The sequence below is a fragment of the Thermodesulfobacteriota bacterium genome (assembly GCA_031082315.1).
In the GTDB taxonomy this organism is placed as follows: domain Bacteria; phylum Desulfobacterota; class QYQD01; order QYQD01; family QYQD01; genus QYQD01.
Window position 1 is genome coordinate 51,701 of the sequence record JAVHLC010000012.1, and the last position, 26,062, is coordinate 77,762.

The following is a 26,062-nucleotide window of genomic DNA, read 5'->3' on the forward strand; positions in this document are numbered from 1 at the left end:
TTTACATTACTCTTAATTAGTTCCCATCCGAAAACCCCAAAATTCCGGATGGAGCAATCAGCACTCAGCTATCAGCGTTCAGCTTAATGTGTTGCTATCTTAGTTTTTTGCTGACAGCTAATCGCTGATCGCTGAAAGCGTGAAGCCGAAAACAGTAGTTTCCGGATGAACATTAATTAAAGGAGAACGGTTATGAAGTTAAAAAACAAAGGGATGTCTATAATAGGATTGTTAACCTTTACTCTGGCGACCTTACTGTCTTTAACATCTTCTCTTTCGCTGGCGTCTGGTTTTATCCAGGTCAAGGGCTCGGATACAGAGGTAAATGTGGTGCAGAGAATGGCGGAGATTTATATGCAGAAGACTAAAGGAGCAGCGATTGCCGTCACCGGCGGAGGTTCCGGTGTAGGGATTGCGGCTATTATTAATCGAACCACTGACCTGGCCAACTCATCGCGGGCCATGAAATCACAAGAGCTGCAGCAGGCCAAGATGAATGGCGTGGATCCTATAGCCGTTGTCTTTGCAATAGACGGGCTTTCGGTGATAGTAAATCCTGCCAACACGGTGAAGGGGCTTACGCTGGATCGGATCGGCCAGATTTATCGCGGGGAGGTTAAGAACTGGAGCCAGGTCGGCGGGCCGAACCTCCCCGTTACCCTTTATGGACGCCAGCCGAATTCCGGGACCTTTGTGTTTTTCCGGGAGTCCGTTGTCCGCGGGGACTATGCCAATACCATGAACCAGATGAACGGTAACGCCCAGATCGTTGAGGCCGTTAAGCGCGATAAGGGCGGCATTGGCTATGTAGGTGTTGGCTATGTGGTGGATGATAAAGGCAGGGTAACACCGGGCATCAAAGTCCTGAATGTGGCTAAAGATAGGAATAGCAAGGCCATGAGTCCTATTGATGCTAAAAACATAGCAAGCGGCGCTTATCCGATTGTGCGTCCCCTCTACCAGTACTTCGACAGGGCAAGCAAGGGAAAAGTAGGGGGATTTGTCAGATTTGAACTCGGCCCGGAGGGGCAAAAGATAATCTCAACACAGGGATTTTTCCCGGTTAGTGCCGGATATAGAAGGTATAATGCCCAGCATGGCTTCTAAAACAAATAAATCCCCCCTGACCCCTCTTAACAAAGGAGGGATGAGGGGGGATTTTAAACCAGGGGGGTTCGGCTGGAGAAGGACTAAAGAACGGCTGATCGCCTCCTTTTTCTTCTTTAACGGGATCATTTCCATCATCATCCTTTTGGGTATTTTTTCTCTGCTCTTCAGCGAAGGCCTGCCTGCCTTCAAGGAAATCCATTTTCCCGAGTTCTTTCAGTCCACCTGGAATCCCACCTCTTATGTAAAAGCTACCTATGGCCTGGGGGCCATAATGGTTAGTACGCTTATAGTCACCTTTGGCGCCCTTTTGATTGCGGTGCCGGTTGGTCTGGCCTGCGCAGCTTACCTGGCTGAGATAGCTTCGCCCCGCGTCAGGGAGGTTCTCAAGCCGGTTATCGAGATACTGGCCGGAATTCCATCCGTGGTATTAGGCTTTTTAGGGATAGTTGTTGTCAATCCACTTATTGCCCGGGCATTTGGCATCCCCAATGGCTTGAACGCCTTAAATGGATGTATCCTCCTGGCCATTATGAGTCTGCCGACTATTATCAGCCTTTCTGAAGATGCCATTGCGGCTGTTCCAAAGACCCACAAGGACGCCTCCTTAGCATTAGGGGCGAGCCGCTGGCAGACGTTGATACGCGTCACTATCCCGTCTGCCCTCTCGGGCATTATTGCCTCTATTATGCTGGGGATGGGGAGGGCGATCGGGGAGACCATGACCGTTCTTATGGCCACGGGCAACGCTCAGGCCATGCCCCACTCGTTTCTGGACGCCGTGCGCACCATGACGGCCACGATTGCCATCGAACTCGGCGAGGTCCCGTTTGGTTCGGCCCACTATCACGCCCTTTTTGTTATCGGCTTTGTCTTGTTTGTAATGACTTTTCTGGTTAATCTCGTTTCTGATATTATCCTCCAGAAGTACCAGGAGGTGGAGCAGTAATGAAGAAACAGACGGTGGAGACGCTTGGCTTTAATTTGTTCCGCCTGGGCAGCGTTCTTGTGGTTTTTATTCTGGGACTCATCCTGTTTGATATTTTCTATAAGGGGATCGGCGCCATCTCCTGGGAATTTCTGACGGCGGAACCCCGGATGGGCATGACCGAGGGCGGTATATTTCCGGCGATAGTCGGTACGGTCTATGTTACCGTGATTACAGCCTTGTTTTCGGTTCCGCTGGGCATGTTTGCCGCCATTTATCTTAACGAATATGCCCCGCATGGCCCGCTTACCCGTGTCATACGTCTTTCCATTCGCAATCTCTCCGGCGTTCCCTCCATTGTCTATGGGCTATTCGGTGTGGCTATCTTTGTGCGCACGCTTCATCTTGGCGCCTCCGTGTTGTCGGCGGGGCTTACGCTCGGGCTTCTTACACTTCCCTGGACGATTACAGCCAGCGAAGAGGCTCTCAAAACCGTACCTAAAAGTTACCGCGACGGGGCCTTGGCCTTGGGGGCTACCAAGTGGCAGGCCATACGCACCAATGTCTTGCCCTATGCCGTACCCGGAATGCTTACCGGAACGATTCTGGGTCTGGCCAGGGCCGCAGGCGAGACCGCGCCCATACTCTTTACCGGCGCGGCCTTTTTTCTCCCGTTCTTGCCGGACAGTCCCTTCAGCCAGTTCATGGCCCTGCCTTACCACCTGTATGTCCTGGCCACCCAGCACCATGACGTGGAAAAGGTAATGCCCCTGGCCTACGGCACTGCCCTTGTTTTGATCGCGCTTGTAGTCGGCCTTAATCTGGTCGCGGTAATTATCCGGTATCATTTTCGCAAAAAACGAGGTTAAGAAAATCTTATGGCGGAAGAAGCCAAGATATGGACGGAAGGACTTAATTTTTTTTACGGCCCGGTCCAGGCTCTTCATGATATAAGTATCCGGATACCGCCCCATAAGGTCACGGCCTTTATCGGGCCTTCGGGGTGCGGAAAGAGCACCTTTTTGCGTTGCCTGAACCGAATGAATGAGACTATTGTCGGCACGCGCATAGAAGGCAAGGTCTTTATCGATGGACACGATATATATGATCGTTCTGTGGATGTCGTGGATATCCGGCGGCGGGTCGGCATGGTCTTTCAAAAGTCCAATCCATTCCCAAAGTCTATTTTTGACAACGTGGCCTATGGCCTGCGTATTGGCGGCTTAAAGAATAGGAATAAACTGGCCGAGATTGTGGAAAAGGCCCTTATCGACGCTGCTATTTGGGATGAGGTCAAAGACCGGCTTCAGGAATCCGCCATGGGTCTTTCCGGCGGGCAGCAGCAGCGCCTTTGCATCGCCCGGGCCCTGGCGGTTGAACCGGAAGTCCTGCTTATGGATGAGCCGGCATCGGCCCTGGATCCGATTGCCACCCAGCGTATTGAAGAATTAATTCACCAACTCAAAGAAAAATATACTATAATTATTGTCACCCATAATATGCAACAGGCGGCGCGGGTATCGGACATTACTGCGTTTTTTTACCTGGGGCGGATCATTGAGGTTGATGGTACGGAGACGATATTTACCAGACCCAAACTCAAACAGACCGAAGATTATATCACCGGCCGATTTGGCTGATGCTGGAGAGAGACTATGCCCACCACCTTCCACCAAGAACTGGCAAATTTAAAGATCAAGCTCCTGGAGATGTCTTCTCTGGTTGAGGAATTATTGAAAGACACCATCCTTGCATTTAACAAACGCAATATATACGCGGCCCATTGTATAATAGACAAAGATGAGGTGATTGATAGGCTGGAAAACGAGATAGACCATCAGTGTCTGAAGCTCCTGGCCCTCCAGCAGCCTATGGCCATAGACCTGCGATTTATAACCACGGCCATGCGCATTAATATTGATCTGGAGCGTATGGGCGACCAGGCCGTTAATATCGCCGAACGTGTTGTCCTTATGGCCGAAGAGCCTTTTATGATTAAACCTCTGGGGTTGAACAGGATGGCCGGCCAGTGCCAGGATATGTTGCGGGAGGCCATAGACGCCTTTGTTAATCAAGATACCCGTATCGCTGCGTCTGTCTGCGCGCGGGATGACGCTATAGACAACCTTTACTTAAAGGTAGTCTGTGACATACTGGAACACATGATAAATGACCCATCGACTATTAGTCAAGGGGTTCACCTCCTCATCGTCGCCCTTAATCTGGAGCGCATAGCCGACCTGGCTACCAATATTGCCGAGGATGTCATTTTTATGGTCGAAGGCCGGGTTATAAGACATATCAGCGAGCAAGGGAAGGAGGGAGTGAAAAAGGCTGAAAGCTGAAGGCTCAAGGCTCAAGGCTCAAGGCCGGAGGCTGTCCACATCCATCTCACCGCCCAGGCCCTTTTTGATGGCGGAAACCGCTAACCGGTCGGCGCGGTCATTTTCCGGGTGTCCCTGATGGCCTCGGATCCAGCGCCATTCGATATTGTGTTGGGATGCCAGGGTGTCCAGCCGCTGCCACAGATCCACATTTTCCACCGGCTTTTTATTGCTCTTACGCCAGCCCCTTTTTTTCCAGTCGTGAATCCAGACGGTAATGCCGTTTTTGAGGTAGGACGAATCCGTGGTTAATATAACCCGGCACGGTTTTTTCAGGCTTTCCAGCGCCCGTATGGCGGCCAGAAGCTCCATGCGGTTATTAGTGGTGTCCGGGCTGAATCCGGATAGCTCCTTTTCGTATTTCCCAGAGCGCAGGATAACGCCCCATCCGCCCGGCCCGGGGTTTCCGCTGCAGGCCCCGTCTGTAAATATTTCTACCACTTTTGTTTGATCCGGTTTAGTCATTACCTATTCCTGGCCAGGTCATCCGCCGGAGGCGGACCGCTGCAATTTGACGGATTAAGTTACATGATACGGGACAATAATGCTACGAAAAAGCATGATACAGGTAAGGTGGGGGTTAAGAATATCATATGGCATCCAATGGACTCTTCACCCCCAGTTTGTTCTATTTTGCTCGCGTTGAAAAGTAGACTTTTCCCGCTTGAGAAGCCAATGTTGTTCTTTGTCTTATCGACCCTATCCACTTAATATTTAAATAGATTGTTTCTTATTGTGTTATTCAGTAAATTCTTATACGATTATTTCTAAACGCAGATCTCGACGAAAAAAGTCGAGTCGATATAATATATAATGTTAGGCATAAAGGCGAGGTAAACGATGCCTTTGCGAAAACCAAGAACAAACGACTGGCCTTCACAGGTACGACTTTTCGTGTATGACGAAGGGCTGCGGCTGATTGAAGAATCAAGAGACCGTAAGTATGACCTAAACGATAACCTTTTTCAGGCTTGGCCTGAGGGCCACCGGATTGTCTATCTTGGAGTTGAAACTGGTAGTAAGAACTGGCCCGTTTGGGATGAGGCGTCACTCCGGTGGATAGAAGCGAGAATTGAATGGGATCTGGAGTTCGACGGCAATCAAGTGAAGGTCATACGGCACACTCAGCAAATAGGATTTCCATGCACTCAGGAGTTTATCTGGAGATTGGATATTCGTGATGGCTGAGGGCAACAGAGTGACGGGGACTGCACAAAATGATCAGCATTACGGTGCCCAGTTCATGCTTCGAGGTTAGACATGAGACAAATCGAATTCAGGAACGCATACTATATCAAGCTTGGAAGAAATGGAAAATGGGAAGAATCCAGTATCACTGAAGGCAAACTACGCATCGGCTGGAGTCATCAATCTACGTCAGATATTAACCAAGGCAGATGGGACCTCATAAGAGAACAGCTGGCAGCGGAGTTAACCCATAAGGGAATGGTAACCAGAGACACAAATGCTTTGCGCCTTATCCGCGAATCGAAAAAGGAAGATATCTGGATCACGTTCTATTCCTCGAGGCTTTGGTGGTGCCGAATCGGTAACAACAAAGTCTACAAGGATAAAGTTTCAAAGTATTTAAAGGTATCCAACGCTTGGTCTGACTGCGATATCCACGGGACCCCCCTGACAATCAGCCGCATCTCTGGGAGACTAGCCAAAATCCAGGGATTCCGAGGCACAGTATGCCAAGTCAGAGAAAAATAAGACCTCCGACGCCTCATAAATGATGAACCAAGTCCAGAATACGCCCTCATAAGAGATAGTAAGGCTAAACTAGTCGGCAGTATTGAAAAGGGCCTGAAGAAACTGCACTGGAAGGACTTCGAGACATTAGTTGACCTCCTTTTTCGACAATCCGGGTGGCGTCGTATTACGATGGTCGGAGAGTCAATGAGGTACGTGGATCTTGAGCTGGAGGATCCCATCACGTATGACAGATATCAGGTTCAAGTGAAATCTCAGGCGAATCTGTCGGATTTCGTTAAATATGCAAATGACTTTGGCAACGCGGGATATCGTAAATTGTACTTTGCGGTTCATACTCCCGGTAAAGACCTCGTCCGACACGATTCTGACAATTCGGAAACCCAGCTTTTGTTGCCAAACCGCCTTGCTGAAATGGCAGTCGATCTTGGGTTGGTCAATTGGGTTCTGTCCAAGATCAAATAGAAAGAGCCCAACACGTCGGTCAAGCGGACGGGCGAGGAACGGGGTTGATTTTTCCGGAAGGCCGATGGCGGCGCGACTGATCCGCATCGTTGAGTCTGTAGGAAAAGTCCGTTGAGAACTTCAAAGATGAGTCCTGAAAAAAATCGGCTCCACAGAATGCCCCAGGATCGACGATCTCCCTATCGGGAGGGGTTTTGCCACCCCCTAATTTCACCCCTCAAACAATTCCGAGGGGTTTTTCTACAGACTCGTTAGAAGGTTCCCTCCGTAATCTCAGCTAGTTAATACTTGTCATCTGTCAGTCATTGGCGTATATTGAGACATGCTCTTCATTGAGACACCGGTTTTCATAAGAGAACTTCAGAATGTATTGCCCGACGAGTCGTACCGGCAACTGCAACAGGCGTTGGCAATTCGCCCAGGGGCCGGAAGTATTATTCCAGGCGCTGGCGGACTGCGTAAGCTCCGATGGCACATTCCCGGTGCAGGCAAACGAGGCAGCCTGCGGGTGATTTACTATTGGGATCCGCCAGCAGATACCATTTATATGCTTCTGACATACAAGAAGAGCAAGCAGGAAAATCTCACGCCGGATCAGCTAAAGGTTTTGAGCAAGCTGGTCAAGGAGTACCTACAATGAACGAAAAGGATTTTGACAATTTGGTTGAAAGCATCAAAGAGGCGGGGCAGATCAAAAAAGGCATGCTGTCCCCCGGCCGTCGATTCGAGTTCAGCCCTTTGGATATTAAAGCAATACGCGAAAAGTTGAAAAAATCTCAGGCCGAGTTTGCACTGATGCTTGGCGTAAGCATTTCGACGCTCCAAAACTGGGAGCAAGGCAGGCGCAAACCAGAGGGACCAGCAAGGGTTTTACTGAAAATAGCATCAAAAAACCCAAAAGCTGTAACTGAGGCCCTTAGCTCATGATTACCTCTGTGCTTCTAACTCGTCATTCGAGCAGACGGGCGGGTAACGGGGTTGTGCAAGATCGAAGGCCGCAGGCCGCTCAATTCGGCATTCTTCCCTTCGCTTCGCTCCGGGGAGAATGTGGCAGTTGTGCAGCGAACACCTGCTTTCCCATCCGCTCCGCTGCGGGGAGAACCAGGAATTCGAGACAGATGCCCCTCCGGGGCACTGCTTAAACAATCACTTGTAGCGGTGACCCGGTGCCGAATATAGATAAAGAAATTAACCGTTTTGTGGGGAGGGCCTTACATAAGTACAATCTTTTGGCTGATGGAGATCATATCCTGGTTGGTCTGTCCGGCGGCAAAGACAGCCTTTCTCTGCTTTATATCCTGAATGAGTGGAAGAAAAAAACACCCTTCCCATATAAACTTTCGGTTGCACATATAGACCTTGGTTTTGATGGCACAGATACAGGGGCTATCGAAGATTATTGCCGGCAGCTAAGTGCGCCCTGTTATGTAGAAAGGACAAATTTCGGGCCTATGGCCCACAGCGAGGAAAATCGGGAGAATCCCTGCTTTTTGTGTTCTCGATTACGCCGCAAGCGCCTTTTTGAGATAGCCCGTACATTGGGCGCCAACAAGGTCTCCTTGGGGCACAATAAAGACGACCTTATAGAGACACTCTTTCTTAATATACTCTACAGTGGAGAGATAAGCACCATGGTGCCACGCCAGCCGTTTTTTAACGGACTGATTACGGTCATACGGCCCCTGGCCATGGTGGATGCAGAAAAACTGGAGCGCTTTGCCGCCAGGCTCTCCATGCCGGAAATTAAAAATCCCTGTCCGAGCGCCGGGTCTTCCCGCAGAAAAGAAATAAGGGAGATGCTGAAGACGCTTTACCGGCAAAACAAGAAGGTGAAAGGCAATATTTTCCATGCCCTGTCCAATGTCCATCCGGATTATCTGCTTTGACGCCGGATTGCCACAAAGACACCAAGAGTATAGGATAATGTAACCGCTTTTCATCTGAAAATCCCTCTTTATAAAAAGACAAACTCCAGGTTCTACCCTTGGAAAGAGGAAGAGGGGGGATTCTTGTATATGTTCTCTTTGTGCCTTCGTGCCTTGGTGGCTGGATGGTTAGCTTCTGCATTGAATTGTGTTGACAATACCCCTTGAAAAATTTAGTTTTAGCAAAAGAATACCGGATGTAATATGTGATTAATATGCCTGGAGAATCATCCCCTAAACCATCTTTAAAGCAGGAGGCCCTGGCGGTCATCGGCTTTGCCTTAGCGCTCTTCCTGTTAGCCGGCCTTTTATCTTATACCCCGGAAGATCCCTCCTTTGGCCAATATAACGCAGGGGAGGCCCGCAACTGGGTTGGTACGGTTGGGGCTCATGTGGCGGCCCTGTTGTTTGATGCATTTGGGCTGGCCGTTTTCTGGCTGCCGGTCCTTCCGGTCATCATCGCCTTGCGCCTCCTGAAGCCGGAGGTCGTAGTCAGGCAGGTCGCCTATCTGGTATTGGGATGGCTTTTTCTGCTGGTCACCACGTGCAACCTCTTTTCCCTTATCTGGGGGCCGGGCCGGGTAACTATTTTTTCAACATCCTATGTCGCCGGTGGTATTGTGGGCGAGGTGATGTCCCGGGCTTTTACCATGAAATTAAACAAGTTTGGGGCATACCTGGTATCGGTCACCTTTTTTATCCTGTCTCTTATGATGGCTACCGGTCTCTCCGTCTATCTTTTATGGCATAGGACAAGGGATAAAATGGAAGTATTGACGGGGAAACTGAAATCAGCCAACAGGGCCAGAAAGGCAGAACCCGCTAAACCCGGTGAAAAAAAAGAGGCGCCGCGCATCGCGGAACCTGTGCACAGTGAGAAGACTGAGATAGTCTTGCCTCCGGTCCAGGAAGAGCTGCCATTTATGCGTTCGGCCGGTGATTTCAAACTGCCGCCCCTTTCCCTGCTCGATGTCCCGCTTAAAGAAGAGCGGGAAAGAAACAAGGAGAGTCTCCTGGCCAATGCCAGGCTCCTGGAGAACAGGCTGGCCGATTTTGGCGTTGCCGGTAAGGTGACGGAGATATGTCCGGGGCCGGTCATCACCATGTATGAATTCGAGCCGGCCGCCGGTGTGAAGATCAACCGGGTTACCTCATTAGCCGATGATCTGGCCCTGGCCCTGCGGGCCGGGAATATACGGATTGTTGCCCCGATACCGGGGAAATCGGTTATAGGGATTGAGATCCCCAATACCTACAGGGAATCGGTTTACCTGGGGGAAATCTTGGAAAGCGAGGTCTTTTCCGGCGCCGCATCGAAATTGACTATGGCCCTGGGCAAGGATATCGTCGGCCAGCCGGTAGTGACCGACCTGGCTAAAATGCCCCACCTTCTGATCGCCGGGGCCACCGGTGCGGGGAAGAGCGTATTTCTTAACGCCACCATCTGCAGCATCCTTTTTAAATCCACTCCGGACCAGGTGCGTCTCCTGATGATCGATCCCAAACGGATTGAGCTTTCGGCCTACGGGGATATACCGCACCTCCTGCACCCGGTAGTTACCGAGCCGAAGAAGGCTACAAAGGCATTGGGCTGGGCGGTGGCCGAGATGGAACGCCGGTACATACTGCTCGAAGAGAAAAAGGCCAAGAACATTGATAAGTACAACCATAATAATGATAATCCCCTTCCTTACATCATTATTGTAATCGATGAATTGGCCGACCTCATGCTCGTTTCCTCCCATGAGGTGGAGGAGCATATAACCCGTCTGGCTCAGATGGCCCGGGCCGCGGGTATTCACCTGCTGGTGGCTACTCAACGTCCTTCGGTGGATGTCCTGACCGGTGTGATCAAGGCCAATTTCCCGACGCGTATTTCCTTCCAGGTTTCATCCAAGACAGATTCGCGGACTATTCTGGATACCGGCGGGGCTGAAAATCTACTGGGCGCCGGTGATATGCTCTTTCTCCCCCCGGGTACGGCTAAATTGCAGCGTATTCACGGGGCCTATATATCCGAGGCGGAGATCATGCGGGTGGTTGACTTCCTGAAGGGGCAGAAGGAGCCGGCCTACGACGAAACGATATTGGAGGCGGGAGAAACGGAAGGGGAAATAGAAGACGGCGCCGACTACGATGAGAAATATGATGAGGCGGTGCAGTTGGTACTGGAGACCAGACAGGCCTCTATCTCCATGATCCAGCGACGTCTGCGGGTGGGTTATAACCGGGCGGCGCGCATGATTGAGACCATGGAAAAAGAAGGCATCGTTGGCCCGCCAGATGGGAGCAAGCCACGTGAGGTCCTTGTACATAATTTGGGTTAGCATGTATTCCTCCTGGTTTTACAGGAAGACGCACGGCCGGAGGGCACGCCTGGCCCTTGTCTCGCTCTTTGTTCTGGCCCTTAGCGCCGGGGAGGCATTTGCGAAGCCCCTGACCGTTGATAACATAGTGGCCCGCTTACAGGAGCGCTATAACACCATTCAGTGTATAGAGGCTGATTTTGAACAGGAGACCAGGCTGACGGCCCTCAATCAGCGGCGTCTGGCGGAAGGCAGAGTTTACTTTAAAAAACCGGGGTGTATGCGATGGGATTACCTAAGACCTGATAAACAGGAGATAGTAACCGACGGAAAGACGGTGTGGATTTATATCACCGCAGAAAAACGTGCCTATAGGTTTGATGCCCAGGCGTACCTGCAATCGCAGCTAACCATGGATTTTTTTTTAGGGCGGGGGGATTTTAAGAAAGATTTTGTTATTGTTATGGCTCCGGAGAGTAAGAAGGCCCGGGGGGATTTTTATATCCTGACGCTCCTGCCGCGTTATACCCACCCGCAGGTGAGCGAGATAAAATTGTGGATTAAAAAAGATACATTCCTTATAGATAGCATACTCTCCAAAGACCATTTAAGCAATACTACTCTCCTTCATCTAAAAGGGCAGCGTATAAACGGCCCCCTGGATGACCATATTTTTGCCTTTTCCCCTCCAAAGGGGACAGAGGTTATAGATAGATAATACCCAAGACAGGGTGTGGAAGTAACGAAAGGTATTAAAGATGTCTCTGGAAAAACTACAGGCGGAAGTCCGCGGACTCCTTAAAGAAAAAAACGCTATACTTCTGGCGCATAATTACCAGCTTCCTGAAATACAGGATGTTGCCGATCTGACCGGAGATTCTCTGGATCTGAGTGTTAGAGCGGCCAAGACCGACGCCAAAGTGATCGTCTTTTGTGGGGTGCGTTTCATGGCCGAGACCGCAGCTATCCTTTGTCCGGATAAGACTGTTATTTTGCCCCGGCTGGATGCGGGGTGTGAGATGGCGGACATGATCGATGCGGATGCGTTACGCGCCAGGAGGTTATCTCTTCCCGGGGTTCCGGTGGTTACTTATGTAAACTCCACGGCCGAGGTCAAGGCCGAGAGTGACATCTGCTGTACCTCGGCTAATGCCATAAAAGTAGTCAATTCTTTGACGGATGCCGACGTGGTCTTAATGACCCCGGATCAAAACCTGGCTCGATATACCCAGCGGCATACAGGCAAGAAGATAATATATTGGGAGGGGTACTGTCCGATACATGAAAATTTAGGCGTGGAGGATGTGTTGAAGGCTAAGGCAGAGCATCCGAAGGCATTATTTCTGGCCCATCCCGAGTGCCGTCCGGAGATTATTGACCTGGCTGATGCCGTACGCAGCACGACGGGCATGCTTGCTTTTGTGCGCGAGTCAAAGGCTGAAGAGTTCGTTATCGGCACCGAAGTTGGGCTTCTTTATCCGTTACAGAGACAAAATCCTATGAAGAGATTTTATCCGGCTTCGGATAAGATGGTCTGTGAATACATGAAGCTTACCCGTCTTGGGGATGTTATTGCTGCGCTTTCTGAGCTTAAGAATGTGGTTCACGTGCCGGAACAAGTTCGTATCCGGGCCAAAAAAGCAGTGGATCGAATGCTCGCGGTCCCAAGGGATTAAGGTGTTCAAGTGATATTCGGATTGAAGGCAATAATATAAGGAGGGAAAGGAAGGAAGAAGCCTTTTTATGGATTTTAGCGCTCCGGGGGCGCGTATCGACGCACCATCTCCATGACCAGCCTCATCCGTTCCTTTACCGGCATTTGCAGGTATAACGGGCTCAAAAGCAATATCCTGACAATCTCCTGTTTGTTCATAGGTTATACCCTATTACTGAGTTGCTGACCCTTTTACTATATATTCGGCAGGATCCGACCGCTGCATGAACGTCTCCGGGTAATTTCAAATAACCCACCTCCAGCCTTAGATAACATCGGCCTAAAAGACCAAGGTATATCTACGCAAGCCTCAGTCCAGGCGGAGATGCCCGCCTGAAGCGGGTGCATTACCGTAGATTCACTTCTTCATCTGGCGGCCAGCTCGTTCGCATCTTCGTTTACAATTCATACATATTGCCTGCTGTGTCGGCTTATATGGTTTCTTCAAGCAATTCATCTCTCCACCTCCTTATAAAATATGTCAAAAAAATAACATCTTATATAACGACTGTCAAGCTATTGAATAAGCAAAATATGTGCCATTATTTATAACAAACCGCTCAAGGATTTAACTTATCGATTTCATTATATTTATGGTTAAGGATCAAGTTGTCTGGACCGAAAGTTTTTTTACCTGTGTCAAAAAAGTACCAGTGAAGTGACGATTTTTGCCCCACAAGGCCTTCCAGGAAATTACAAGTGAAGTCACCGGTCATTGGCCATCAGTCATTGGCTAACTGCGGAAAATATTTAACCGTCAGCTTCTGTTACAAGTTACAAATGACTATTGACCAATGACAGTTAATAATTAGACGCTTTATCATAGCATTTGTTTATAACCGTTCGATTTTTTCGTAACCCAAGATGATTAAAGATAATGCCGTGGGAATCCGATGAATAACAAAGGTAACAAATTAAACGGTACGACCGTCGCTGGAGGAATTGGTGGATCCTTCCGAACGCCGTCGCGAGAAGCGTCACGAGATCTATCATCCGATAAGAATTTTTATAGTTGATCCTGAGTGGGTGCGGTATGGCCTTCCGGCCAGGTATGATGGGTTTGTCGGCAACCTGTCCAGGGAGGGCATGTGCATATATCTCCAGGAGGGTTATAATCCTTTGGGCATAGACGATCTCCTGGGAAGACGGATCAAGATAGAGATAAACATCCCCTTCGTGAGTCAGCGATTTTTTTTGCTGGGAGAAGTCCGGTGGGGGACACGTGCAGGACAGGCCAGGCATGTAGTCATGCTGGGCATGCAATTCGTAGAGATGACGCGGTTCCACTTACAGAACATAGAAAAATACCTGACAGTCGATGCCAAAGACCATAATATGCTCTGGGATCTCTGGGATAGTCTCGGGATTAGTGAATAGCGGGAGTTGTTACAGGATTATCAAATATGGTGCAGCATAAAATGTGGGCTATAGGAGGAGGAAAGGGCGGGGTGGGCAAAAGCGTCCTGACTCTGGCCCTGAGCATCTGGCTGGCCAAACTGGGCAGGAAGGTAACAGTGGTTGACGCTGACCTGGGAGGGGCGAATCTCCACATTTTACTCGGCATACGTTATCCAAGCGTAACCCTCCAGGATTTTATCAGCAAGAAAGTGGATAGATTGAGTGACGTCCTCATCGATACGCCTCACGAAAATCTGAAACTGATCTGTGGGGCTGATGACATGCTGAGCCTTGCCAATCCTAAATATACACAGAAGATGAGACTGCTTAACCAGCTAAATAACCTGCCTACTGATTTTGTTATTCTTGATCTGGGGGCGGGTACTTCGTATAACGTCCTGGATTTCTTCCTTTATGCGACAGGAAAAATTGCTGTATTTACCCCCCAGACTACTTCTCTTCAGAACGTTTATGGTTTCATCAAAAGTAGCCTTCTAAGGCGGTTATCGCGGGAATTCTCCCAAAACGAAGCGCTTTCGTCCCTGATAACCAGGTTTACCGGCGGCTCCGGAGAGGAAAAGATAAGCTCCATGAGTGAGTTGAAACATATAGTCCGGGAGGTTAGCGAAGAAAACTACTTAAGACTTTGTCAGATAACAGACAGCTTCGATGTCAAGATCGTGGCTAATATGGTAAAAAAGGATAAAGACTGCGAGGCCTCTAAAGTAGTGCGGACGGTCACGGAAAAGTATCTGGATATCCATCTGACCGATCTTGGTTTTGTGCAATATGATCCGGAGATTGAGAGATCGGTAAACAGAATGGTTCCATTTCTTTTAGATAACAGTAAGAGCCAGGCGGCCTTATCAACATATCAAATGGCCTATGGAATTCTAAGGGAGAGTGCGGCAATATCTGCCGGGAACGAGGGTGTTTGTCCTGGTTCACTGCATCCAAACCCGGGCTCTGCCGTAAGCCTGCCTTAAATATATCCATGATCTCGACGGGCCGATATGGCGTGCAGTTATGTCCCTTTGCGCTTAACCCTTTTTGTAAAAGGAGCCGATATAATAAAAGAAACCAAAGGAACAGGAGATAATATGGTATGCAAGTGGATAACATTAAGGATTATGTTAAGGTAAAAAAGATTCGCGAGGGTGTGGGGGCGATCGATACCCTGCCTACTATCCCGGTTACCCTTGAGAAGATTTTTTCCATCCTGGAGGATGAAAATAAGTCGGCGCGGGACCTGGAAAATATTATTAAATATGACCAGTCACTGAGCGCCAAGATCATCAGTGTGGCCAATTCGGCCTTTTATGGTCTGCGCATGCAGGTGACCACAATCAGCCGGGCGGTAGTAGCCATCGGATTTACCGAAGTTAAGAATCTGGCTATGAGTGTGGCCTTAATGAATTTTTTTAAGACCAAAACAAGGTTTCCGGGGTTTAGCGTGGATGGATTCTGGCTACATTCCATTGGAGTGGGCATTGTATCGCGCATGATTGCGCGTATTACCGCTAATATTGACCCCGAGTCTTTATTTACCTGCGGCATTGTGCATGATATAGGCAGGGTAGCGCTTTGTGCCTATTTCCCGGAGGAATTCAAGGCCATACTGGATATCAAAGACCGGGAAAATTGTTCCATGCTGGAAGCTGAAGAAAAATATGGACTTAAGCATACCCTTATGGGGCGATGGTTAGCGGAAAAGTGGCAGTTTCCGGAGGCTTTTATCCAGACTGTTTCCTGCCATCACCACCCGTATGAACAGAAGACCTTCCTCCCGGCTGCCGGTATAGTGCAGCTGGCGGACATTTTGACGCACCGGGCAGGCATGGGAGAGGAACCTGATGACAGCCGGACATGGCCCGCTTCGTTGCTTAAGGATCTGGAGTTAACCGAGGATTATGTTACAGGCGTAGAAGAAGGACTCTACTCCCTTAAGGATGTAATAAAAGAGACCTGGGGGTCGCTTATTTCCGTATAACTTTGTTTCCCCCTCACATCCCCTTCCTTTCAAATAGACCCATTCCGACAAGGAGGCTCTTTTTCTCTTGACGGATTTCGGTCCCGGCAGCTATATTTCTTTTTATGTCAGGTGATCAATCCAGGTCCTCTTTTGAAAAGCAGATCGAGGCCCTTACCGAGATTAGCAGCGCTATCACCTCTGATCGATACATAGAGGATATCTTGCGTCTGATTGTTACGGTAACCGCTGAAGCTATGCACTCCAAGGTTTGTTCTCTCTGGCTCCTTGATGAAAAGGATAAGACATTAAGACTGCGCGCCACCCAGAGTATTAGCCGGGAATACTTGAAAGAGCGCAGCCTGAAACTTGGCGAAGGGATTGTCGGGAAAGTAGCGGCAACCAATACGCCGCGTGCCGTCTATAACGTCCAGGAAGAAGAGGATTTTAAAGAAAAAGAACTGGCCAGAAACGAAAATTTGGTATCTATGCTGAGTGTCCCCATGGCCGTCAAGGGCCGCGTTATCGGGGTTGTCAACTGTTATACGCCTTATTCCCATCATTTTTCCGAGATCGACAAGAAGGTCTTGATCACCGTAGCTAATGAAGCGGCTATTGCCATTGAAAATACTGAGTTGATGGTCCGCACCAGGGTGATTCAGGAGGAGCTGGAGGCCAGAAAACTTATCGAAAGGGCTAAAGATATATTGATAAAAAAGCGGGGCATATCCGGTGAAGAGGCTTACCGCTGGATACAGAGACGGAGCATGAATACCCGGAAGACTATGCGGGAGATCGCCGAGGCCATTTTTCTGGCTGAAGAGGCATAAAGACGTATCCCTTGCGATGGCCCCGTGCGTAAAATGTTTACAATTTTGTCGAACAATATGGCCGATTCTTACAAAAATGTAAATAATATATACGCGCCAACCAGCCCGATTATTTTCTTAATACCTTGAATTTGCTAATTATTTTGTCAGCGCCTTGTTGTGGCATTATCCTTGCTAAATAGCCCGTAATCAATTTTGATTATTAAAAATAAGGAGGATTAGTAATGCCCTGTGAAAAATGTCAAACGGCAGAAGATGTCTTGCGCATCGTGAAGGACAAGGATGTCAGTTTTATTCAGATCTGGTTTACTGACGTGCTTGGAATACTCAAGAGCTTTGCTATTACGCCGTCAGAGCTGGAAGCGGCCTTAACGGAAGGAATGGGTTTTGACGGGTCATCCATCGAAGGTTTTGCCCGCATCGAAGAAAGTGACATGATTGCCAAGCCGGATCCTGCCACCTTCGAGTTTATCCCCTGGAGGCCCCAGGACAGGCCTACGGCCCGGATGTTTTGCGATATACTGGAGCCGGCGGACGGCAGTCCCTATGCCGGCGACCCCAGGTATGCCCTCAAGCGGGCCCTCAAGCAGGCCGCAGACAAAGGTTATACCCTTTATGCCGGCCCCGAGCTGGAGTTCTTCTACTTTGAATCCGGCAAAGAGCCGAAGATAATCGATCAAGGCGGGTATTTCGACGCACCCCCGCTTGACACAGGAAATGATCTCCGCCGGGCAACCATATTTACATTGCAGAAGATGGGTATCCAGGTGGAATACAGCCACCATGAGGTGGCCCCAAGTCAGCATGAGATCGATCTTCGTTACGATGAAGGCCTGCGTATGGCCGATAAGACCATGACTTACCGGATTGCGGTGAAAGAAACGGCACGTGCCATGGGTTACTACGCTACTTTTATGCCAAAGCCTATCTTTGGTATGAATGGCAGCGGGATGCATTGCCATCAGTCCCTTTTCAAGGGATCCAAGAATGCCTTCCACGATGCCAACGACCAATACCACCTATCCGATGTGGCCAAGCATTATATCGCGGGGCTGCTCAAACACGCGCGGGAGATTATTGCTGTAACCAATCAATGGGTTAATTCTTATAAGCGGTTGGTGCCCGGTTATGAGGCCCCGGTTTATATTGCCTGGGCCCGCCGCAACCGTTCCACCATGGTGCGTGTGCCCATGTACAAGCCCGGCAAGGAGCAGGCCACCAGAATTGAGTTTCGCGCTCCTGATCCAGGCTGTAACCCGTACCTGGCCTTTACAGTTATGCTGGCGGCCGGCCTTGAAGGCATAGAAAAAAAGTATCCTCTGGCTGATCCGGTAGAAGAGGATGTTTATCATATGACACCGGCCAGAAGGGCTGAACTGGGCATTAGTTCCCTGCCCGACAATCTCTTCGAGGCTATCCGGGAGATGGAAAAGAGTGAGTTAATGCGCAGGGCCTTGGGAGACCATATCTTTAACAAATTTATAGAAAATAAAAAGATCGAATGGGATATGTATCGCACCCATGTAAGTCAGTATGAAATAGACAGGTACTTGCCGATACTCTGACCCTCTACAGAGATAAAAAAAGGGCGGCCGACTAAGCGGCCGCCCTTTTTTTATTCTTTTTCACCTTCGGGTATTTCAAGCTGTTTCAGCCTGCTTTCAAAAAATGCGCCTTTTTCATTTAATTCTTCCGAAAGGGTTTCCAGTTCGTCAAAAAGTCTGTCTATTGATGTCTGCGAGGCGTAAATAGCCTGTGAAAGTTCAACAATTTTCTTGCCGGTATTTCCTTCCGATGCCTTCTGCATGGCTTCAGTGTATTCAGTAAGCCCTTTTTCGAGGGCTTCGATTTTGTTTTCTATTTTTGCGATTCTTTGCTCGATTGGTTTTAATGTCTTAGACTTTTCCGTGATTATTTCGGAGCGAAGACGGCGAAGCTCCTTCTTGTTTAATTTTGAGCCCGGTTCAAGGCTGTCGTCAGAGGCAGGAATATTTTTTACAAGACCTTTTTCTTCTTTCCATCCTTCCTTCTCAAGGAACCGCTGGTAGGTTCCTTCGAAGACATGCGCATTTTCGTCCTGGAATACGATCAGACGTTCGGCAAGGGCATGGAGAAACATCTCATTGTGGGTTACCATTACTATGGCGCCTTCAAAACTATCGAGGGCCGCAAGCAGGGCATCGCATGAGTCCATGTCAAGATGGTTTGTCGGCTCATCAAGAAGAAGCAAATTGGCAGGAGTCGCGAGTAGTTTACCCAGAAGCACTCTGCTCTTTTCGCCGCCCGATAAGACTCCGATTTTCTTTAAGGCGAAATCTCCTTCGAACATCATGACTCCGCAGATGTTTCTTGCAGTCTGCCTGTCGATATCATGGTGGGAATAGAGAATTTCTTCTTCTATCGTTCGGCTGTCTATAAGGTGGTTTACATTGGTTTGTTCAAAAAAACCTTTTAGCGAAGCCGGATTATAATCGATCTGTCCGCTTTGGGGAGGAAGGGTGCCGGCAAGAATTTTCAGGAGAGTTGTTTTACCCTTTCCGTTTTTCCCGATAACGCAGACCCTGTCACGGGCTCCGATGGTGATATCGAAGTCCTTGATAAGGGTTGTATTTTGATCATATGAGAAGGATATATTGCTTGTGCTAAGAATGCGCTTTCCGCGGTATGGGGCGCTCCTGAAGGAGAAGTCAAGGGTTTTGATCCTTTCCAATTTATCCTTTTTCTCAGTTTTGTTTAAGGTCTTTACCCTCGATTGCACCATATTCGCGAGCCTTGCCTTTGCCCTGAATCGGCTTATAAAGAGCTCGATCTCTTTCCTGCGCTTTTCATCGTTGACGCGTGTTTTTTCGTATATTTCCTCGTCCTGTGCGGTCTGAGTGTAATATTTTTCTGTGTCTCCGGCAATTTTCCGGATTTTTTTACGATGTATTCCGAGGGTATGGGTTACTATTTTATCCATAAACCCCCTGTCGTGGGTGATAAGCATGATCTCCCTCGGCCAGTTGACAAGAAAGCGTTCAACCCAGCGTATCGAGGTTATATCAAGATAGTTTGTGGGCTCGTCCAAGAGCAAAAGATCCGGTCGTGATACAAGCACCTTGGCGAGATTGAGGCGCACCTGGAATCCTCCGGAAAGCTCAAGGGGATTCAGTTTTAAGTCGTTTGAGGAAAATCCGAGACCGGCCAGGATTTTTTCAACCTTCCAGAAATGCCCTTTTTCATCTTCTACAAGACCCCGCATGCCTTCTTTAAGAACGGTATCTTCAGTAAATTCGACATGCTGTTCAACGCAGCCGATACGGTAAAGCCTGGGTATAATTATGGCTCCCGAGTCCGGAAGCTCTTCCTTTTTTATCAGCCTGAATAAAGTTGTTTTCCCGTGGCCGTTTCGCCCGACAAGGCCGACCCTCTCTTTAGGGTTTATCTTGAAGCTGGCCTCTTCAAAAAGGACGTAACTGCCGTAACTTTTCGAAATATTTTCTACGCTTATCATAATCGAGCACCTTAAAAATGATGGCAACTTAAAGCCTTTTTCAGAATAAAAAGCAATAAAAAAAGACGCAACAGCTTGGCCTTTTTAAAAGGCTCATCGTGAAAGAGTGTGGGTAATTTTCTCTTAAAATGAGGCATGCTTCTTATTATCCCCCCCTTTAGCAAAGGGGGGCGAGGGGGGATTTGAAAACTTCTGGCAGTAACTATAGAGGGGAATAGGGAAAAGTAAAAAATTACCCACTCGATTACGCGAAGACCCTTTTAAAATTGTTCCAAACACGGTGGATTCCGTGTCTGATGCGGCTTCAAATTCGAGATCCGAAGCACGTCCGCCAAAGGCCGATCCGCCTCCGGCGGAAAAACAGTCTCTTATGATTCCGCCCTTGCCTTCGGCCGGCGCTTTTGCTAAGGTATCAACATATTAGCGGGGTTTATCCTATTCATTTTGTGCGTTAGCTGATTAGATTCGCCGTTGACAAAGCGTACGTTATAGCGTACATATAGAAATATCAGACACCCCAAAAAGGAATGAACTATGCCGACACTTACCGCCAGTGAGGCGCGTGCAAAACTCTATCGCCTGATCGACGAGGCAGCCTCTTCCCATGAGCCGGTTCTTATTACAGGCAAACGTAGGAATGCCGTGCTCATCTCGGAAGAGGATTGGAGAGCTGTACAAGAAACGCTCTATCTATTATCGATGCCTGGGATGAGAAAATCGATTCGGGAAGGAATGAAGACGCCGATTGAGGAATGTGCGAAGGAACTCGATTGGTGAAATGGCAAATCGTTTTCACAAAGCAGGTCCAGAAAGATGCCAAAAGACTCGCTGCTGCCGGACTTCGCTCCAGGGCAGAAGAGTTGCTGGATTTGCTCAGTAAAAACCCATACCAAAATCCCCCGTCGTATGAGAAATTGCTCGGCGATTTGGCCGGAGCGTATTCTCGCCGAATAAACATTCAGCATCGTCTTGTCTATCAGGTGCTGGAAGAGGAAAAAGTCGTGAAAGTTATTCGTATGTGGACTCATTACGAGTAATACAAAAAATCAGCTAATCGGATAACCGAGGGCTTCTCTCCCCCCAGCCCCCCGACCACTTGATTCGGCGGCATTACTGATCGCCGGCGTCGTCTTTGTGGCCGGCTCTTCCTAATCCCTGCCCAGTGCCGTACTTCTCCTCCACTTGTCGAAGTGTTTCTTCCAGCACCGGGAGACGCTGCCTGTCTTTAAGATCTCTGGAGGTTCTCTTCAGTTCAACCAGCGTCTTAAGATCGAGGACACGAATAGTGCGGCCCCTAAACTCGATTTCCACTGTGTGTTCAAGAAGATCTTCGTAGTCTCTTCCCTCCTCAATAACAGCCAGGACATCGAGAGGGCCGAGCCGAGTCGTGAAGAGGGCATGGCCCATCCCCGAAATGTCCCCCTTCTTTGGCCTAATCATCTTGTCGTCCGGGCGACGATGAACTGCGTCAATCGACTTGAGAAACGCAAGCAGCCTGGCAATATTTTCGGAAGATTGGTTGTGGACGATGTCCACGTCCATCGTTGTGACGGGCGCTCCTTGCACAACGGCGGCAAGGCCACCGACTAGAATAAACTCAACGCCCGCCTTTATGAGCCCCTCAAGCACTGCGCTTAGGTCTGCGCCTGTTGTTTTTCCGCTGCTGGTAGGCATTCCTCAGCTCCAGAATAGTACGTACTGCGTTATCATTGGCCTGCAGGCGCTCCTCGGGCGACATCCTGAGGAACATCGCGACCAATCCCTTATCAACACCTGTTTGGCCCTTAGTTTTTGTTTCTTTTACCATCTGACGTCTTCTTTTATAGCAAGTTATCATCCTGTCAGCCGAACGAATAAGAGTTTTTACGGCGCGAAGCCGACCTCAAAGTACAGTTGAGCCGAACCGCAAGCTATTTCTGGAAATTTATCGGCTCAGCACGGATGTATTATGGATTTTATATCAGGAATTGATCGATATTCCAAGACGAAACCGTATGGGCAGGGAAGATTTGGATACGGGTTGGCCCAAGAAACTGTCTGGATGAACATCGATTATTTCGCCACGGGCGGGCAGGGATGACAACTCTAAGATCATTGTAAAGAGGTGTTAGAGATTACACTAGATAGATGATACGTCGCGCGCTGACCCTTGGCGGCCTGGATAATTGGTCGCACGTCCGTAAATGCCTTGCGTACCAGGTAACGTACATCACTCCAGAGATTTTCACTGCCCAGGAAGGCGATAACAACGGTGCGATTATTTCTCTTGAACATGCCTACATAAGTTTTCTTGGCGGCGCGGGTAAAGCCCGTCTTACCGCCCTCCGCCCCTTCGATTTGCCAGAGGGCCTTATTGTGATTGCGAACCAGTTTGCCGCCATGAATCTCAAACTTCCGGGTTTTGAGAATATTGGAAAATTTTTCATTCCGCATGGCCTTTTTAAAGATGACGGCCAGATCATACGCGGTTGTATGCTGACCGGGTGCGGTCAGGCCGCTGGCCGTACGGCAACTTGTGTTTTTAGCGCCGAGTTCACGCGCAGTCCGGGTCATTATTTGAGCAAATTCTTCTTCTGATCCGGCTATCTTTTCTGCCAGCGCCCTGCTGGCATCATTAGCGGAGTGAAGCAGGGTAGCATAGATAAGGTCTATAGCCGGATATGTTTTTCCGCAACGAAGGTATGCTTTTTGGCAGGGAGCTTTTGCAGCATAGCGACTAACGGTAACGAGATCACTTGCTTCCAGATTTTTTAATGCCAGGAAACCGGTGACTATTTTGATGGTGCTGGCCGGCTGTAAGGGAAGACCCTGATTCTGGGCAAAGTAAATATAATTGGTATCGGCGTCCAGGACTATAGCTGAACGGGCGGTAAACGCAGAACAATATTGACGGCGATATTTTCTGGATGCCCTGTGCGTTTTCTTCTTATTGTACTTCTTAGCCCTCTTGTGATATTTTTTTACAGAGGCGGTTCGCTTCGCTTTCTTCTTGTGCTTTTGAACCTTCTCGCCGGCGGTGTAGCAGACTTTCTTTTTGGTATTCTGACATTTTTTAGTTTCTGCAAAAGAGGAGGCTGATGGCAGGATAAGCATTAGTGCAAGTATAAAAATGAGAATGGCTCTACACCGCATGAATTAACTCCTTTTCTCACTTAATCTTCTTGCTGATTAGATATATACTATATTTTAAAAGCACAAAGCAAGTTTTTTTCAGCGCCCATGCTATTTTTATGGGTCATATCATATCTATCTTTTTTAGTTATCGGCATTCTCTTGTGGAACTTAATAGTTTTTTCCGTTATTTTTGATTTTTTACGATTATGGAAATGACCGAATATACTGTACCCATCGAGTTTTTCAATGAGGATAAGGTCCCGGACTGGCTGGAAGTGACCATTATTGCCCCCGCGCACCTTTTTCCGTTATTGGAAAAATTTTTTGATCTGACTACTCCGTGTGGAGTCGTCCGCTATTCTGAGCAAGGACTCATATCAGACTGTGCGCAAACATTCGTTGCCCGTATCCCATATAGTACGGATCCGGACGGCGTCCTGAAAAAGTTGGATGCGTACCTGGGACTTCTGGAGGATAAGTATTGTTTGGATACGTCCATATTTTTGGAAACGAGATACATTCATGACGGCAGAGATGTGTTCACTGCTTTCCAGGTTTCTCCGCGCTTTACCGTGATCCCGACATGGGAAGACACATCGCTGCCGGACGACACGGTTATTCGACTGAATCCGGGCAGGGTTTTTGGCACGGGCCAGCATCCCAGTACCTTGTTGTGCCTGCATGTCTTAGAGGAAATAGGAGACACAGGCTTTTTTGCTGATAGCCCGTCTGTTCTGGATGTGGGCACGGGAACGGGCATACTTTCTATTGCCGCGGCTAAACTCGGAAGCGGGGCGGTCCTGGCGCTGGAAGTCGATGAGGAGGCAGCCGGGATAGCCGGAGAAAACGTCTCTCTGAACCGCCTCGAACACCGGATAGAGGTATCTCTGACTCCTCTTTCTAAGATTGAAGGCAGTTTCAGGCTTATCACGGCCAATCTCACCGCCTCTGTAGCGCTGTATCTGGCAGATGATATCTGTCGCCGATTAATGCCAAATGGATTTTTGATCCTTTCCGGGATAAGACACGCACAGAGTGAGGCTATGGTTGCCCGTTATACAGGCCGGAATTTAAAGCTGGTAAAATTATATAAGGATGGATCGTGGGCGGGTTGTTTATTTACACGATGAATACTACGGGAAGCATATTCATTATCCGACTACGGCCCGATAAGCTTTCTTAGACGGATGCTGGTGGGGGGACTGGGGGAGAAGCCCCTTGGTTACGCGATTAGCGTCACTTTTTTGTTTTGTAATGTTTGTCTATCACTTTGTTTTCCCATTCTTTCATCATTGCTTCAGGAGTTTCAATGGCCGTCTTACAGGGGAATGCGTATTTGTTCGTCAAAATAGAGAGATTACTAACATCATTTTCAATTTCTTTGATCATACTTTTCAGGCCCAACTCAAATCTGGCTAATGTGACCTTTTGTGCCATTTCAGTGATTCTACTTTTTTCGGCTGCGATGACAGCGTACTTCATGGCGGTATCAGACGCCTCATCATATTTTGCAGCGAGTGTCTTATCGCCACTATTTCTTATTCCTTGTGCGACAATTGAGAAGTAGCATGCACAGTCAACGAACTCATGTGAAATATTGTCGACAATTTCATTTGCTATTTGATCATTTTCAGCGTATGCGGAAGTGCTTATTAGAATTATCAGAAACAATTGCCACAAAATATTCATTATATGCCTCCTTTTTTGTTGCTAACGGCCCAACTCAGCTGGGCCGTTCCCGACGCGCGTAACGTGGCGGGAACACGAAGATCAGCCAGAGCCGGGTTTCCCGGCGATTGGCTGCATCGGCTCGTTATGCTTTCTCATGCAACGCTTTTATATTCTTTAAAACCACTTCTTGTTCAGCCGACTTGCCAACTGGGGCAGGTTCCACACTTTGTTGGCAATATCGTCGTGAGAAACATCAGGCCAACACCACTCCTGTTCCCATTTGTCTACCTCTGTTTCTCTATCTCCAAGCCATCCTATAAGACCACCTTTTTTGTCGGGTCTTGCCCTGTGATGAACACGGAACCGTTTTAGGCACTCTGCTTCGTGAGACTTCAGAAATGGTACAAGGTGAACCTTATACTGCTCCCCGGCTTTTTCCTCTGCGCTAACACGCAGGACTAAGGTTTTTACATAGTTTCCATATGAATATGTGCTTTCAGCTAATCGCCCGAACGTGTCTTCTTCGTGAATCGGACCACCTTTGCTGCAAAAGACCTGTTGGTAAGTTTGAAGCGCCCTAACTATAATGACGGATGCAATTTCAAAAAAACTGGCTTCCGAGGTCGGCTTCTCAGGTGTGCTTCCCGGCACAGACGGAATGACAAGCTGCGAATGTCCGAAAGTAAGAGGTGATCGAGAAAGAAAAATGTGCGGGACATTTTTTTCTATCTCTGCCTTGTAGTCCCTGTTACAGATATTTTTCCAGTCTTCAGTTTCCAAACCTGCTTTCTTTTTAAGCGCAATCTTCACTTGTTCCCACCCGCCTTTCGGTAAGAACCATGTTCTGCAACTTCTGTCATCTTTGTTTTGTGAAGACTTGTCTTTCATTTCTCCTTACCCATATCCTTCGGCATAACGGCCCAGCTCGGCTGGGCCGTTCCCGACGCGCGCAGCGCGGCGGGAACAATATATATTAATTATATCGACTCAGCTTTGTCCGGTTAGGTTTTTGCATGTAAGTATTCCCATTGATCTTTGATAT

At 48.6% G+C, this 26,062-nt stretch carries 30 protein-coding genes; 23 read left to right on the forward strand and 7 right to left on the reverse strand.

Features of this window, described 5'->3' with window-relative positions; all coding sequences use genetic code 11:
* The first annotated feature begins 192 nt into the window (after nucleotides 1-192).
* Genes RDU59_11030 through phoU form a run of 5 tightly spaced genes read left to right on the forward strand, consistent with a single transcriptional unit; the run spans nucleotide 193 to nucleotide 4,380 of the window.
* Entirely contained in the window at nucleotides 193-1,107 is a 915-nt protein-coding gene (locus RDU59_11030) for a PstS family phosphate ABC transporter substrate-binding protein (GenBank protein MDQ7839007.1), read from the forward strand.
* Complete coding sequence (gene pstC / locus RDU59_11035) at nucleotides 1,097-2,056, forward strand: phosphate ABC transporter permease subunit PstC (protein ID MDQ7839008.1); 960 nt, start codon at nucleotides 1,097-1,099, stop codon at nucleotides 2,054-2,056. The genes RDU59_11030 and pstC overlap by 11 nt, the downstream gene beginning before the upstream one ends.
* Nucleotides 2,056-2,904 carry a phosphate ABC transporter permease PstA gene (pstA, locus tag RDU59_11040; protein MDQ7839009.1) on the forward strand — a complete coding sequence of 283 codons (849 nt, stop codon included), beginning with the start codon at nucleotides 2,056-2,058 and terminating at the stop codon, nucleotides 2,902-2,904. Before pstC ends, pstA begins: the two co-directional genes overlap by 1 nt.
* A 9-nt stretch (nucleotides 2,905-2,913) precedes the next feature.
* Nucleotides 2,914-3,675 (forward strand): phosphate ABC transporter ATP-binding protein PstB, encoded by a 762-nt coding sequence (pstB, locus tag RDU59_11045; protein MDQ7839010.1) that lies wholly within the window; start codon nucleotides 2,914-2,916, stop codon nucleotides 3,673-3,675.
* A 15-nt stretch (nucleotides 3,676-3,690) separates the two neighbouring features.
* The gene (gene phoU, locus RDU59_11050; GenBank protein MDQ7839011.1) at nucleotides 3,691-4,380 is read left to right on the forward strand and encodes a phosphate signaling complex protein PhoU; all 690 of its coding nucleotides are present in this window, start codon (nucleotides 3,691-3,693) and stop codon (nucleotides 4,378-4,380) included.
* Between the two features lie 18 nt (nucleotides 4,381-4,398).
* Here phoU and rnhA read toward each other — a convergent pair whose 3' ends face one another.
* Complete coding sequence (rnhA, locus tag RDU59_11055) at nucleotides 4,399-4,884, reverse strand: ribonuclease HI (GenBank protein ID MDQ7839012.1); 486 nt, start codon at nucleotides 4,882-4,884, stop codon at nucleotides 4,399-4,401.
* Between the two features lie 375 nt (nucleotides 4,885-5,259).
* Here rnhA and RDU59_11060 point away from each other — a divergent pair, with 375 nt between their 5' ends.
* From RDU59_11060 to nadA, 9 genes are all read left to right on the forward strand, one after another.
* The gene (locus RDU59_11060; GenBank protein ID MDQ7839013.1) at nucleotides 5,260-5,607 is read left to right on the forward strand and encodes a hypothetical protein; all 348 of its coding nucleotides are present in this window, start codon (nucleotides 5,260-5,262) and stop codon (nucleotides 5,605-5,607) included.
* 72 nt (nucleotides 5,608-5,679) lie between these two features.
* Entirely contained in the window at nucleotides 5,680-6,135 is a 456-nt protein-coding gene (locus RDU59_11065) for a hypothetical protein (GenBank protein ID MDQ7839014.1), read from the forward strand.
* Nucleotides 6,136-6,237: 102 nt separating this feature from the next.
* The gene (locus RDU59_11070; protein ID MDQ7839015.1) at nucleotides 6,238-6,600 is read left to right on the forward strand and encodes a hypothetical protein; all 363 of its coding nucleotides are present in this window, start codon (nucleotides 6,238-6,240) and stop codon (nucleotides 6,598-6,600) included.
* Nucleotides 6,601-6,922: 322 nt separating this feature from the next.
* A complete protein-coding gene (locus tag RDU59_11075; GenBank protein ID MDQ7839016.1) occupies nucleotides 6,923-7,240 on the forward strand; it encodes a type II toxin-antitoxin system RelE/ParE family toxin in 318 nt (105 codons plus the stop codon).
* A complete protein-coding gene (gene nadS, locus RDU59_11080; GenBank protein ID MDQ7839017.1) occupies nucleotides 7,237-7,527 on the forward strand; it encodes a NadS family protein in 291 nt (96 codons plus the stop codon). The genes RDU59_11075 and nadS overlap by 4 nt, the downstream gene beginning before the upstream one ends.
* A 239-nt stretch (nucleotides 7,528-7,766) precedes the next feature.
* Nucleotides 7,767-8,486, forward strand: a complete 720-nt coding sequence (locus RDU59_11085; protein ID MDQ7839018.1) for an ATP-binding protein — start codon at nucleotides 7,767-7,769, stop codon at nucleotides 8,484-8,486.
* A 254-nt stretch (nucleotides 8,487-8,740) separates the two neighbouring features.
* Entirely contained in the window at nucleotides 8,741-10,852 is a 2,112-nt protein-coding gene (locus RDU59_11090; GenBank protein ID MDQ7839019.1) for a DNA translocase FtsK, read from the forward strand.
* Between the two features lies 1 nt (nucleotide 10,853).
* Nucleotides 10,854-11,549 (forward strand): outer membrane lipoprotein carrier protein LolA, encoded by a 696-nt coding sequence (locus RDU59_11095; protein ID MDQ7839020.1) that lies wholly within the window; start codon nucleotides 10,854-10,856, stop codon nucleotides 11,547-11,549.
* A 40-nt stretch (nucleotides 11,550-11,589) separates the two neighbouring features.
* On the forward strand, nucleotides 11,590-12,507 hold the full coding sequence (gene nadA / locus RDU59_11100) for a quinolinate synthase NadA (protein ID MDQ7839021.1): 918 nt from the start codon (nucleotides 11,590-11,592) through the stop codon (nucleotides 12,505-12,507).
* Between the two features lie 74 nt (nucleotides 12,508-12,581).
* On the opposite strand, the gene RDU59_11105 is transcribed toward nadA, so the two are convergent.
* Entirely contained in the window at nucleotides 12,582-12,704 is a 123-nt protein-coding gene (locus RDU59_11105) for a hypothetical protein (protein ID MDQ7839022.1), read from the reverse strand.
* Between the two features lie 786 nt (nucleotides 12,705-13,490).
* On the opposite strand from RDU59_11105, the gene RDU59_11110 reads away from it, so the two are divergent.
* The 5 genes from RDU59_11110 to RDU59_11130 all read left to right on the forward strand — a co-directional run bounded on the left by RDU59_11110 (nucleotide 13,491) and on the right by RDU59_11130 (nucleotide 18,307).
* Nucleotides 13,491-13,922, forward strand: coding sequence for a PilZ domain-containing protein (locus tag RDU59_11110; GenBank protein ID MDQ7839023.1), 432 nt, complete (start codon nucleotides 13,491-13,493; stop codon nucleotides 13,920-13,922).
* 26 nt (nucleotides 13,923-13,948) lie between these two features.
* The gene (locus tag RDU59_11115) at nucleotides 13,949-14,929 is read left to right on the forward strand and encodes a P-loop NTPase (protein MDQ7839024.1); all 981 of its coding nucleotides are present in this window, start codon (nucleotides 13,949-13,951) and stop codon (nucleotides 14,927-14,929) included.
* 119 nt (nucleotides 14,930-15,048) lie between these two features.
* Nucleotides 15,049-15,933 (forward strand): HDOD domain-containing protein, encoded by an 885-nt coding sequence (locus RDU59_11120; protein ID MDQ7839025.1) that lies wholly within the window; start codon nucleotides 15,049-15,051, stop codon nucleotides 15,931-15,933.
* Nucleotides 15,934-16,037: 104 nt separating this feature from the next.
* Nucleotides 16,038-16,742, forward strand: a complete 705-nt coding sequence (locus RDU59_11125; protein ID MDQ7839026.1) for a GAF and ANTAR domain-containing protein — start codon at nucleotides 16,038-16,040, stop codon at nucleotides 16,740-16,742.
* 224 nt (nucleotides 16,743-16,966) lie between these two features.
* Complete coding sequence (locus RDU59_11130) at nucleotides 16,967-18,307, forward strand: glutamine synthetase family protein (GenBank protein MDQ7839027.1); 1,341 nt, start codon at nucleotides 16,967-16,969, stop codon at nucleotides 18,305-18,307.
* A 50-nt stretch (nucleotides 18,308-18,357) separates the two neighbouring features.
* Here the strand turns inward: RDU59_11130 and RDU59_11135 are convergent, their stop codons facing one another.
* The gene (locus RDU59_11135; protein ID MDQ7839028.1) at nucleotides 18,358-20,235 is read right to left on the reverse strand and encodes an ABC-F family ATP-binding cassette domain-containing protein; all 1,878 of its coding nucleotides are present in this window, start codon (nucleotides 20,233-20,235) and stop codon (nucleotides 18,358-18,360) included.
* Nucleotides 20,236-20,769: 534 nt separating this feature from the next.
* Here RDU59_11135 and RDU59_11140 point away from each other — a divergent pair.
* Together RDU59_11140 and RDU59_11145 are read left to right on the forward strand one after the other, a co-directional pair.
* Nucleotides 20,770-21,012: a type II toxin-antitoxin system Phd/YefM family antitoxin gene (locus RDU59_11140; GenBank protein MDQ7839029.1), complete on the forward strand. Its 243-nt coding sequence runs from the start codon at nucleotides 20,770-20,772 to the stop codon at nucleotides 21,010-21,012.
* Nucleotides 21,009-21,272, forward strand: a complete 264-nt coding sequence (locus RDU59_11145) for a Txe/YoeB family addiction module toxin (GenBank protein ID MDQ7839030.1) — start codon at nucleotides 21,009-21,011, stop codon at nucleotides 21,270-21,272. The genes RDU59_11140 and RDU59_11145 overlap by 4 nt, the downstream gene beginning before the upstream one ends.
* 73 nt (nucleotides 21,273-21,345) lie before the next feature.
* On the opposite strand, the gene RDU59_11150 is transcribed toward RDU59_11145, so the two are convergent.
* Nucleotides 21,346-21,909 carry a hypothetical protein gene (locus RDU59_11150; protein ID MDQ7839031.1) on the reverse strand — a complete coding sequence of 188 codons (564 nt, stop codon included), beginning with the start codon at nucleotides 21,907-21,909 and terminating at the stop codon, nucleotides 21,346-21,348.
* 274 nt (nucleotides 21,910-22,183) lie between these two features.
* On the opposite strand from RDU59_11150, the gene RDU59_11155 reads away from it, so the two are divergent.
* Nucleotides 22,184-22,315, forward strand: a complete 132-nt coding sequence (locus RDU59_11155) for a hypothetical protein (protein ID MDQ7839032.1) — start codon at nucleotides 22,184-22,186, stop codon at nucleotides 22,313-22,315.
* Between the two features lie 11 nt (nucleotides 22,316-22,326).
* Here RDU59_11155 and RDU59_11160 read toward each other — a convergent pair whose 3' ends face one another.
* A complete protein-coding gene (locus RDU59_11160; protein ID MDQ7839033.1) occupies nucleotides 22,327-23,367 on the reverse strand; it encodes a serine hydrolase in 1,041 nt (346 codons plus the stop codon).
* Nucleotides 23,368-23,561: 194 nt separating this feature from the next.
* Between RDU59_11160 and RDU59_11165 the strand changes: the two genes are divergently transcribed.
* Nucleotides 23,562-24,479: a 50S ribosomal protein L11 methyltransferase gene (locus RDU59_11165; protein ID MDQ7839034.1), complete on the forward strand. Its 918-nt coding sequence runs from the start codon at nucleotides 23,562-23,564 to the stop codon at nucleotides 24,477-24,479.
* 106 nt (nucleotides 24,480-24,585) lie between these two features.
* Here the strand turns inward: RDU59_11165 and RDU59_11170 are convergent, their stop codons facing one another.
* Nucleotides 24,586-25,038 carry a hypothetical protein gene (locus RDU59_11170; GenBank protein ID MDQ7839035.1) on the reverse strand — a complete coding sequence of 151 codons (453 nt, stop codon included), beginning with the start codon at nucleotides 25,036-25,038 and terminating at the stop codon, nucleotides 24,586-24,588.
* 156 nt (nucleotides 25,039-25,194) lie between these two features.
* The gene (locus RDU59_11175; GenBank protein ID MDQ7839036.1) at nucleotides 25,195-25,908 is read right to left on the reverse strand and encodes a hypothetical protein; all 714 of its coding nucleotides are present in this window, start codon (nucleotides 25,906-25,908) and stop codon (nucleotides 25,195-25,197) included.
* Nucleotides 25,909-26,062 lie beyond the last annotated feature (154 nt).

Excerpts from the sequence above, each read along its gene's own strand:
- RDU59_11030 (MDQ7839007.1), top strand. The coding sequence starts at position 193 with ATGAAGTTAAAAAACAAAGGGATGTCTATAATAGGATTGTTAACCTTT.
- pstC (MDQ7839008.1), top strand. The coding sequence starts at position 1,097 with ATGGCTTCTAAAACAAATAAATCCCCCCTGACCCCTCTTAACAAAGGA.
- pstA (MDQ7839009.1), top strand. The coding sequence starts at position 2,056 with ATGAAGAAACAGACGGTGGAGACGCTTGGCTTTAATTTGTTCCGCCTG.
- pstB (MDQ7839010.1), top strand. The coding sequence starts at position 2,914 with ATGGCGGAAGAAGCCAAGATATGGACGGAAGGACTTAATTTTTTTTAC.
- phoU (MDQ7839011.1), top strand. The coding sequence starts at position 3,691 with ATGCCCACCACCTTCCACCAAGAACTGGCAAATTTAAAGATCAAGCTC.
- rnhA (MDQ7839012.1), bottom strand. The coding sequence starts at position 4,884 with ATGACTAAACCGGATCAAACAAAAGTGGTAGAAATATTTACAGACGGG.
- RDU59_11060 (MDQ7839013.1), top strand. The coding sequence starts at position 5,260 with ATGCCTTTGCGAAAACCAAGAACAAACGACTGGCCTTCACAGGTACGA.
- RDU59_11065 (MDQ7839014.1), top strand. The coding sequence starts at position 5,680 with ATGAGACAAATCGAATTCAGGAACGCATACTATATCAAGCTTGGAAGA.
- RDU59_11075 (MDQ7839016.1), top strand. The coding sequence starts at position 6,923 with ATGCTCTTCATTGAGACACCGGTTTTCATAAGAGAACTTCAGAATGTA.
- nadS (MDQ7839017.1), top strand. The coding sequence starts at position 7,237 with ATGAACGAAAAGGATTTTGACAATTTGGTTGAAAGCATCAAAGAGGCG.
- RDU59_11090 (MDQ7839019.1), top strand. The coding sequence starts at position 8,741 with ATGCCTGGAGAATCATCCCCTAAACCATCTTTAAAGCAGGAGGCCCTG.
- RDU59_11095 (MDQ7839020.1), top strand. The coding sequence starts at position 10,854 with ATGTATTCCTCCTGGTTTTACAGGAAGACGCACGGCCGGAGGGCACGC.
- nadA (MDQ7839021.1), top strand. The coding sequence starts at position 11,590 with ATGTCTCTGGAAAAACTACAGGCGGAAGTCCGCGGACTCCTTAAAGAA.
- RDU59_11105 (MDQ7839022.1), bottom strand. The coding sequence starts at position 12,704 with ATGAACAAACAGGAGATTGTCAGGATATTGCTTTTGAGCCCGTTATAC.
- RDU59_11115 (MDQ7839024.1), top strand. The coding sequence starts at position 13,949 with ATGGTGCAGCATAAAATGTGGGCTATAGGAGGAGGAAAGGGCGGGGTG.
- RDU59_11120 (MDQ7839025.1), top strand. The coding sequence starts at position 15,049 with ATGCAAGTGGATAACATTAAGGATTATGTTAAGGTAAAAAAGATTCGC.
- RDU59_11125 (MDQ7839026.1), top strand. The coding sequence starts at position 16,038 with ATGTCAGGTGATCAATCCAGGTCCTCTTTTGAAAAGCAGATCGAGGCC.
- RDU59_11130 (MDQ7839027.1), top strand. The coding sequence starts at position 16,967 with ATGCCCTGTGAAAAATGTCAAACGGCAGAAGATGTCTTGCGCATCGTG.
- RDU59_11135 (MDQ7839028.1), bottom strand. The coding sequence starts at position 20,235 with ATGATAAGCGTAGAAAATATTTCGAAAAGTTACGGCAGTTACGTCCTT.
- RDU59_11140 (MDQ7839029.1), top strand. The coding sequence starts at position 20,770 with ATGCCGACACTTACCGCCAGTGAGGCGCGTGCAAAACTCTATCGCCTG.
- RDU59_11150 (MDQ7839031.1), bottom strand. The coding sequence starts at position 21,909 with ATGCCTACCAGCAGCGGAAAAACAACAGGCGCAGACCTAAGCGCAGTG.
- RDU59_11155 (MDQ7839032.1), top strand. The coding sequence starts at position 22,184 with ATGGATTTTATATCAGGAATTGATCGATATTCCAAGACGAAACCGTAT.
- RDU59_11160 (MDQ7839033.1), bottom strand. The coding sequence starts at position 23,367 with ATGCGGTGTAGAGCCATTCTCATTTTTATACTTGCACTAATGCTTATC.
- RDU59_11165 (MDQ7839034.1), top strand. The coding sequence starts at position 23,562 with ATGACCGAATATACTGTACCCATCGAGTTTTTCAATGAGGATAAGGTC.
- RDU59_11170 (MDQ7839035.1), bottom strand. The coding sequence starts at position 25,038 with ATGAATATTTTGTGGCAATTGTTTCTGATAATTCTAATAAGCACTTCC.
- RDU59_11175 (MDQ7839036.1), bottom strand. The coding sequence starts at position 25,908 with ATGAAAGACAAGTCTTCACAAAACAAAGATGACAGAAGTTGCAGAACA.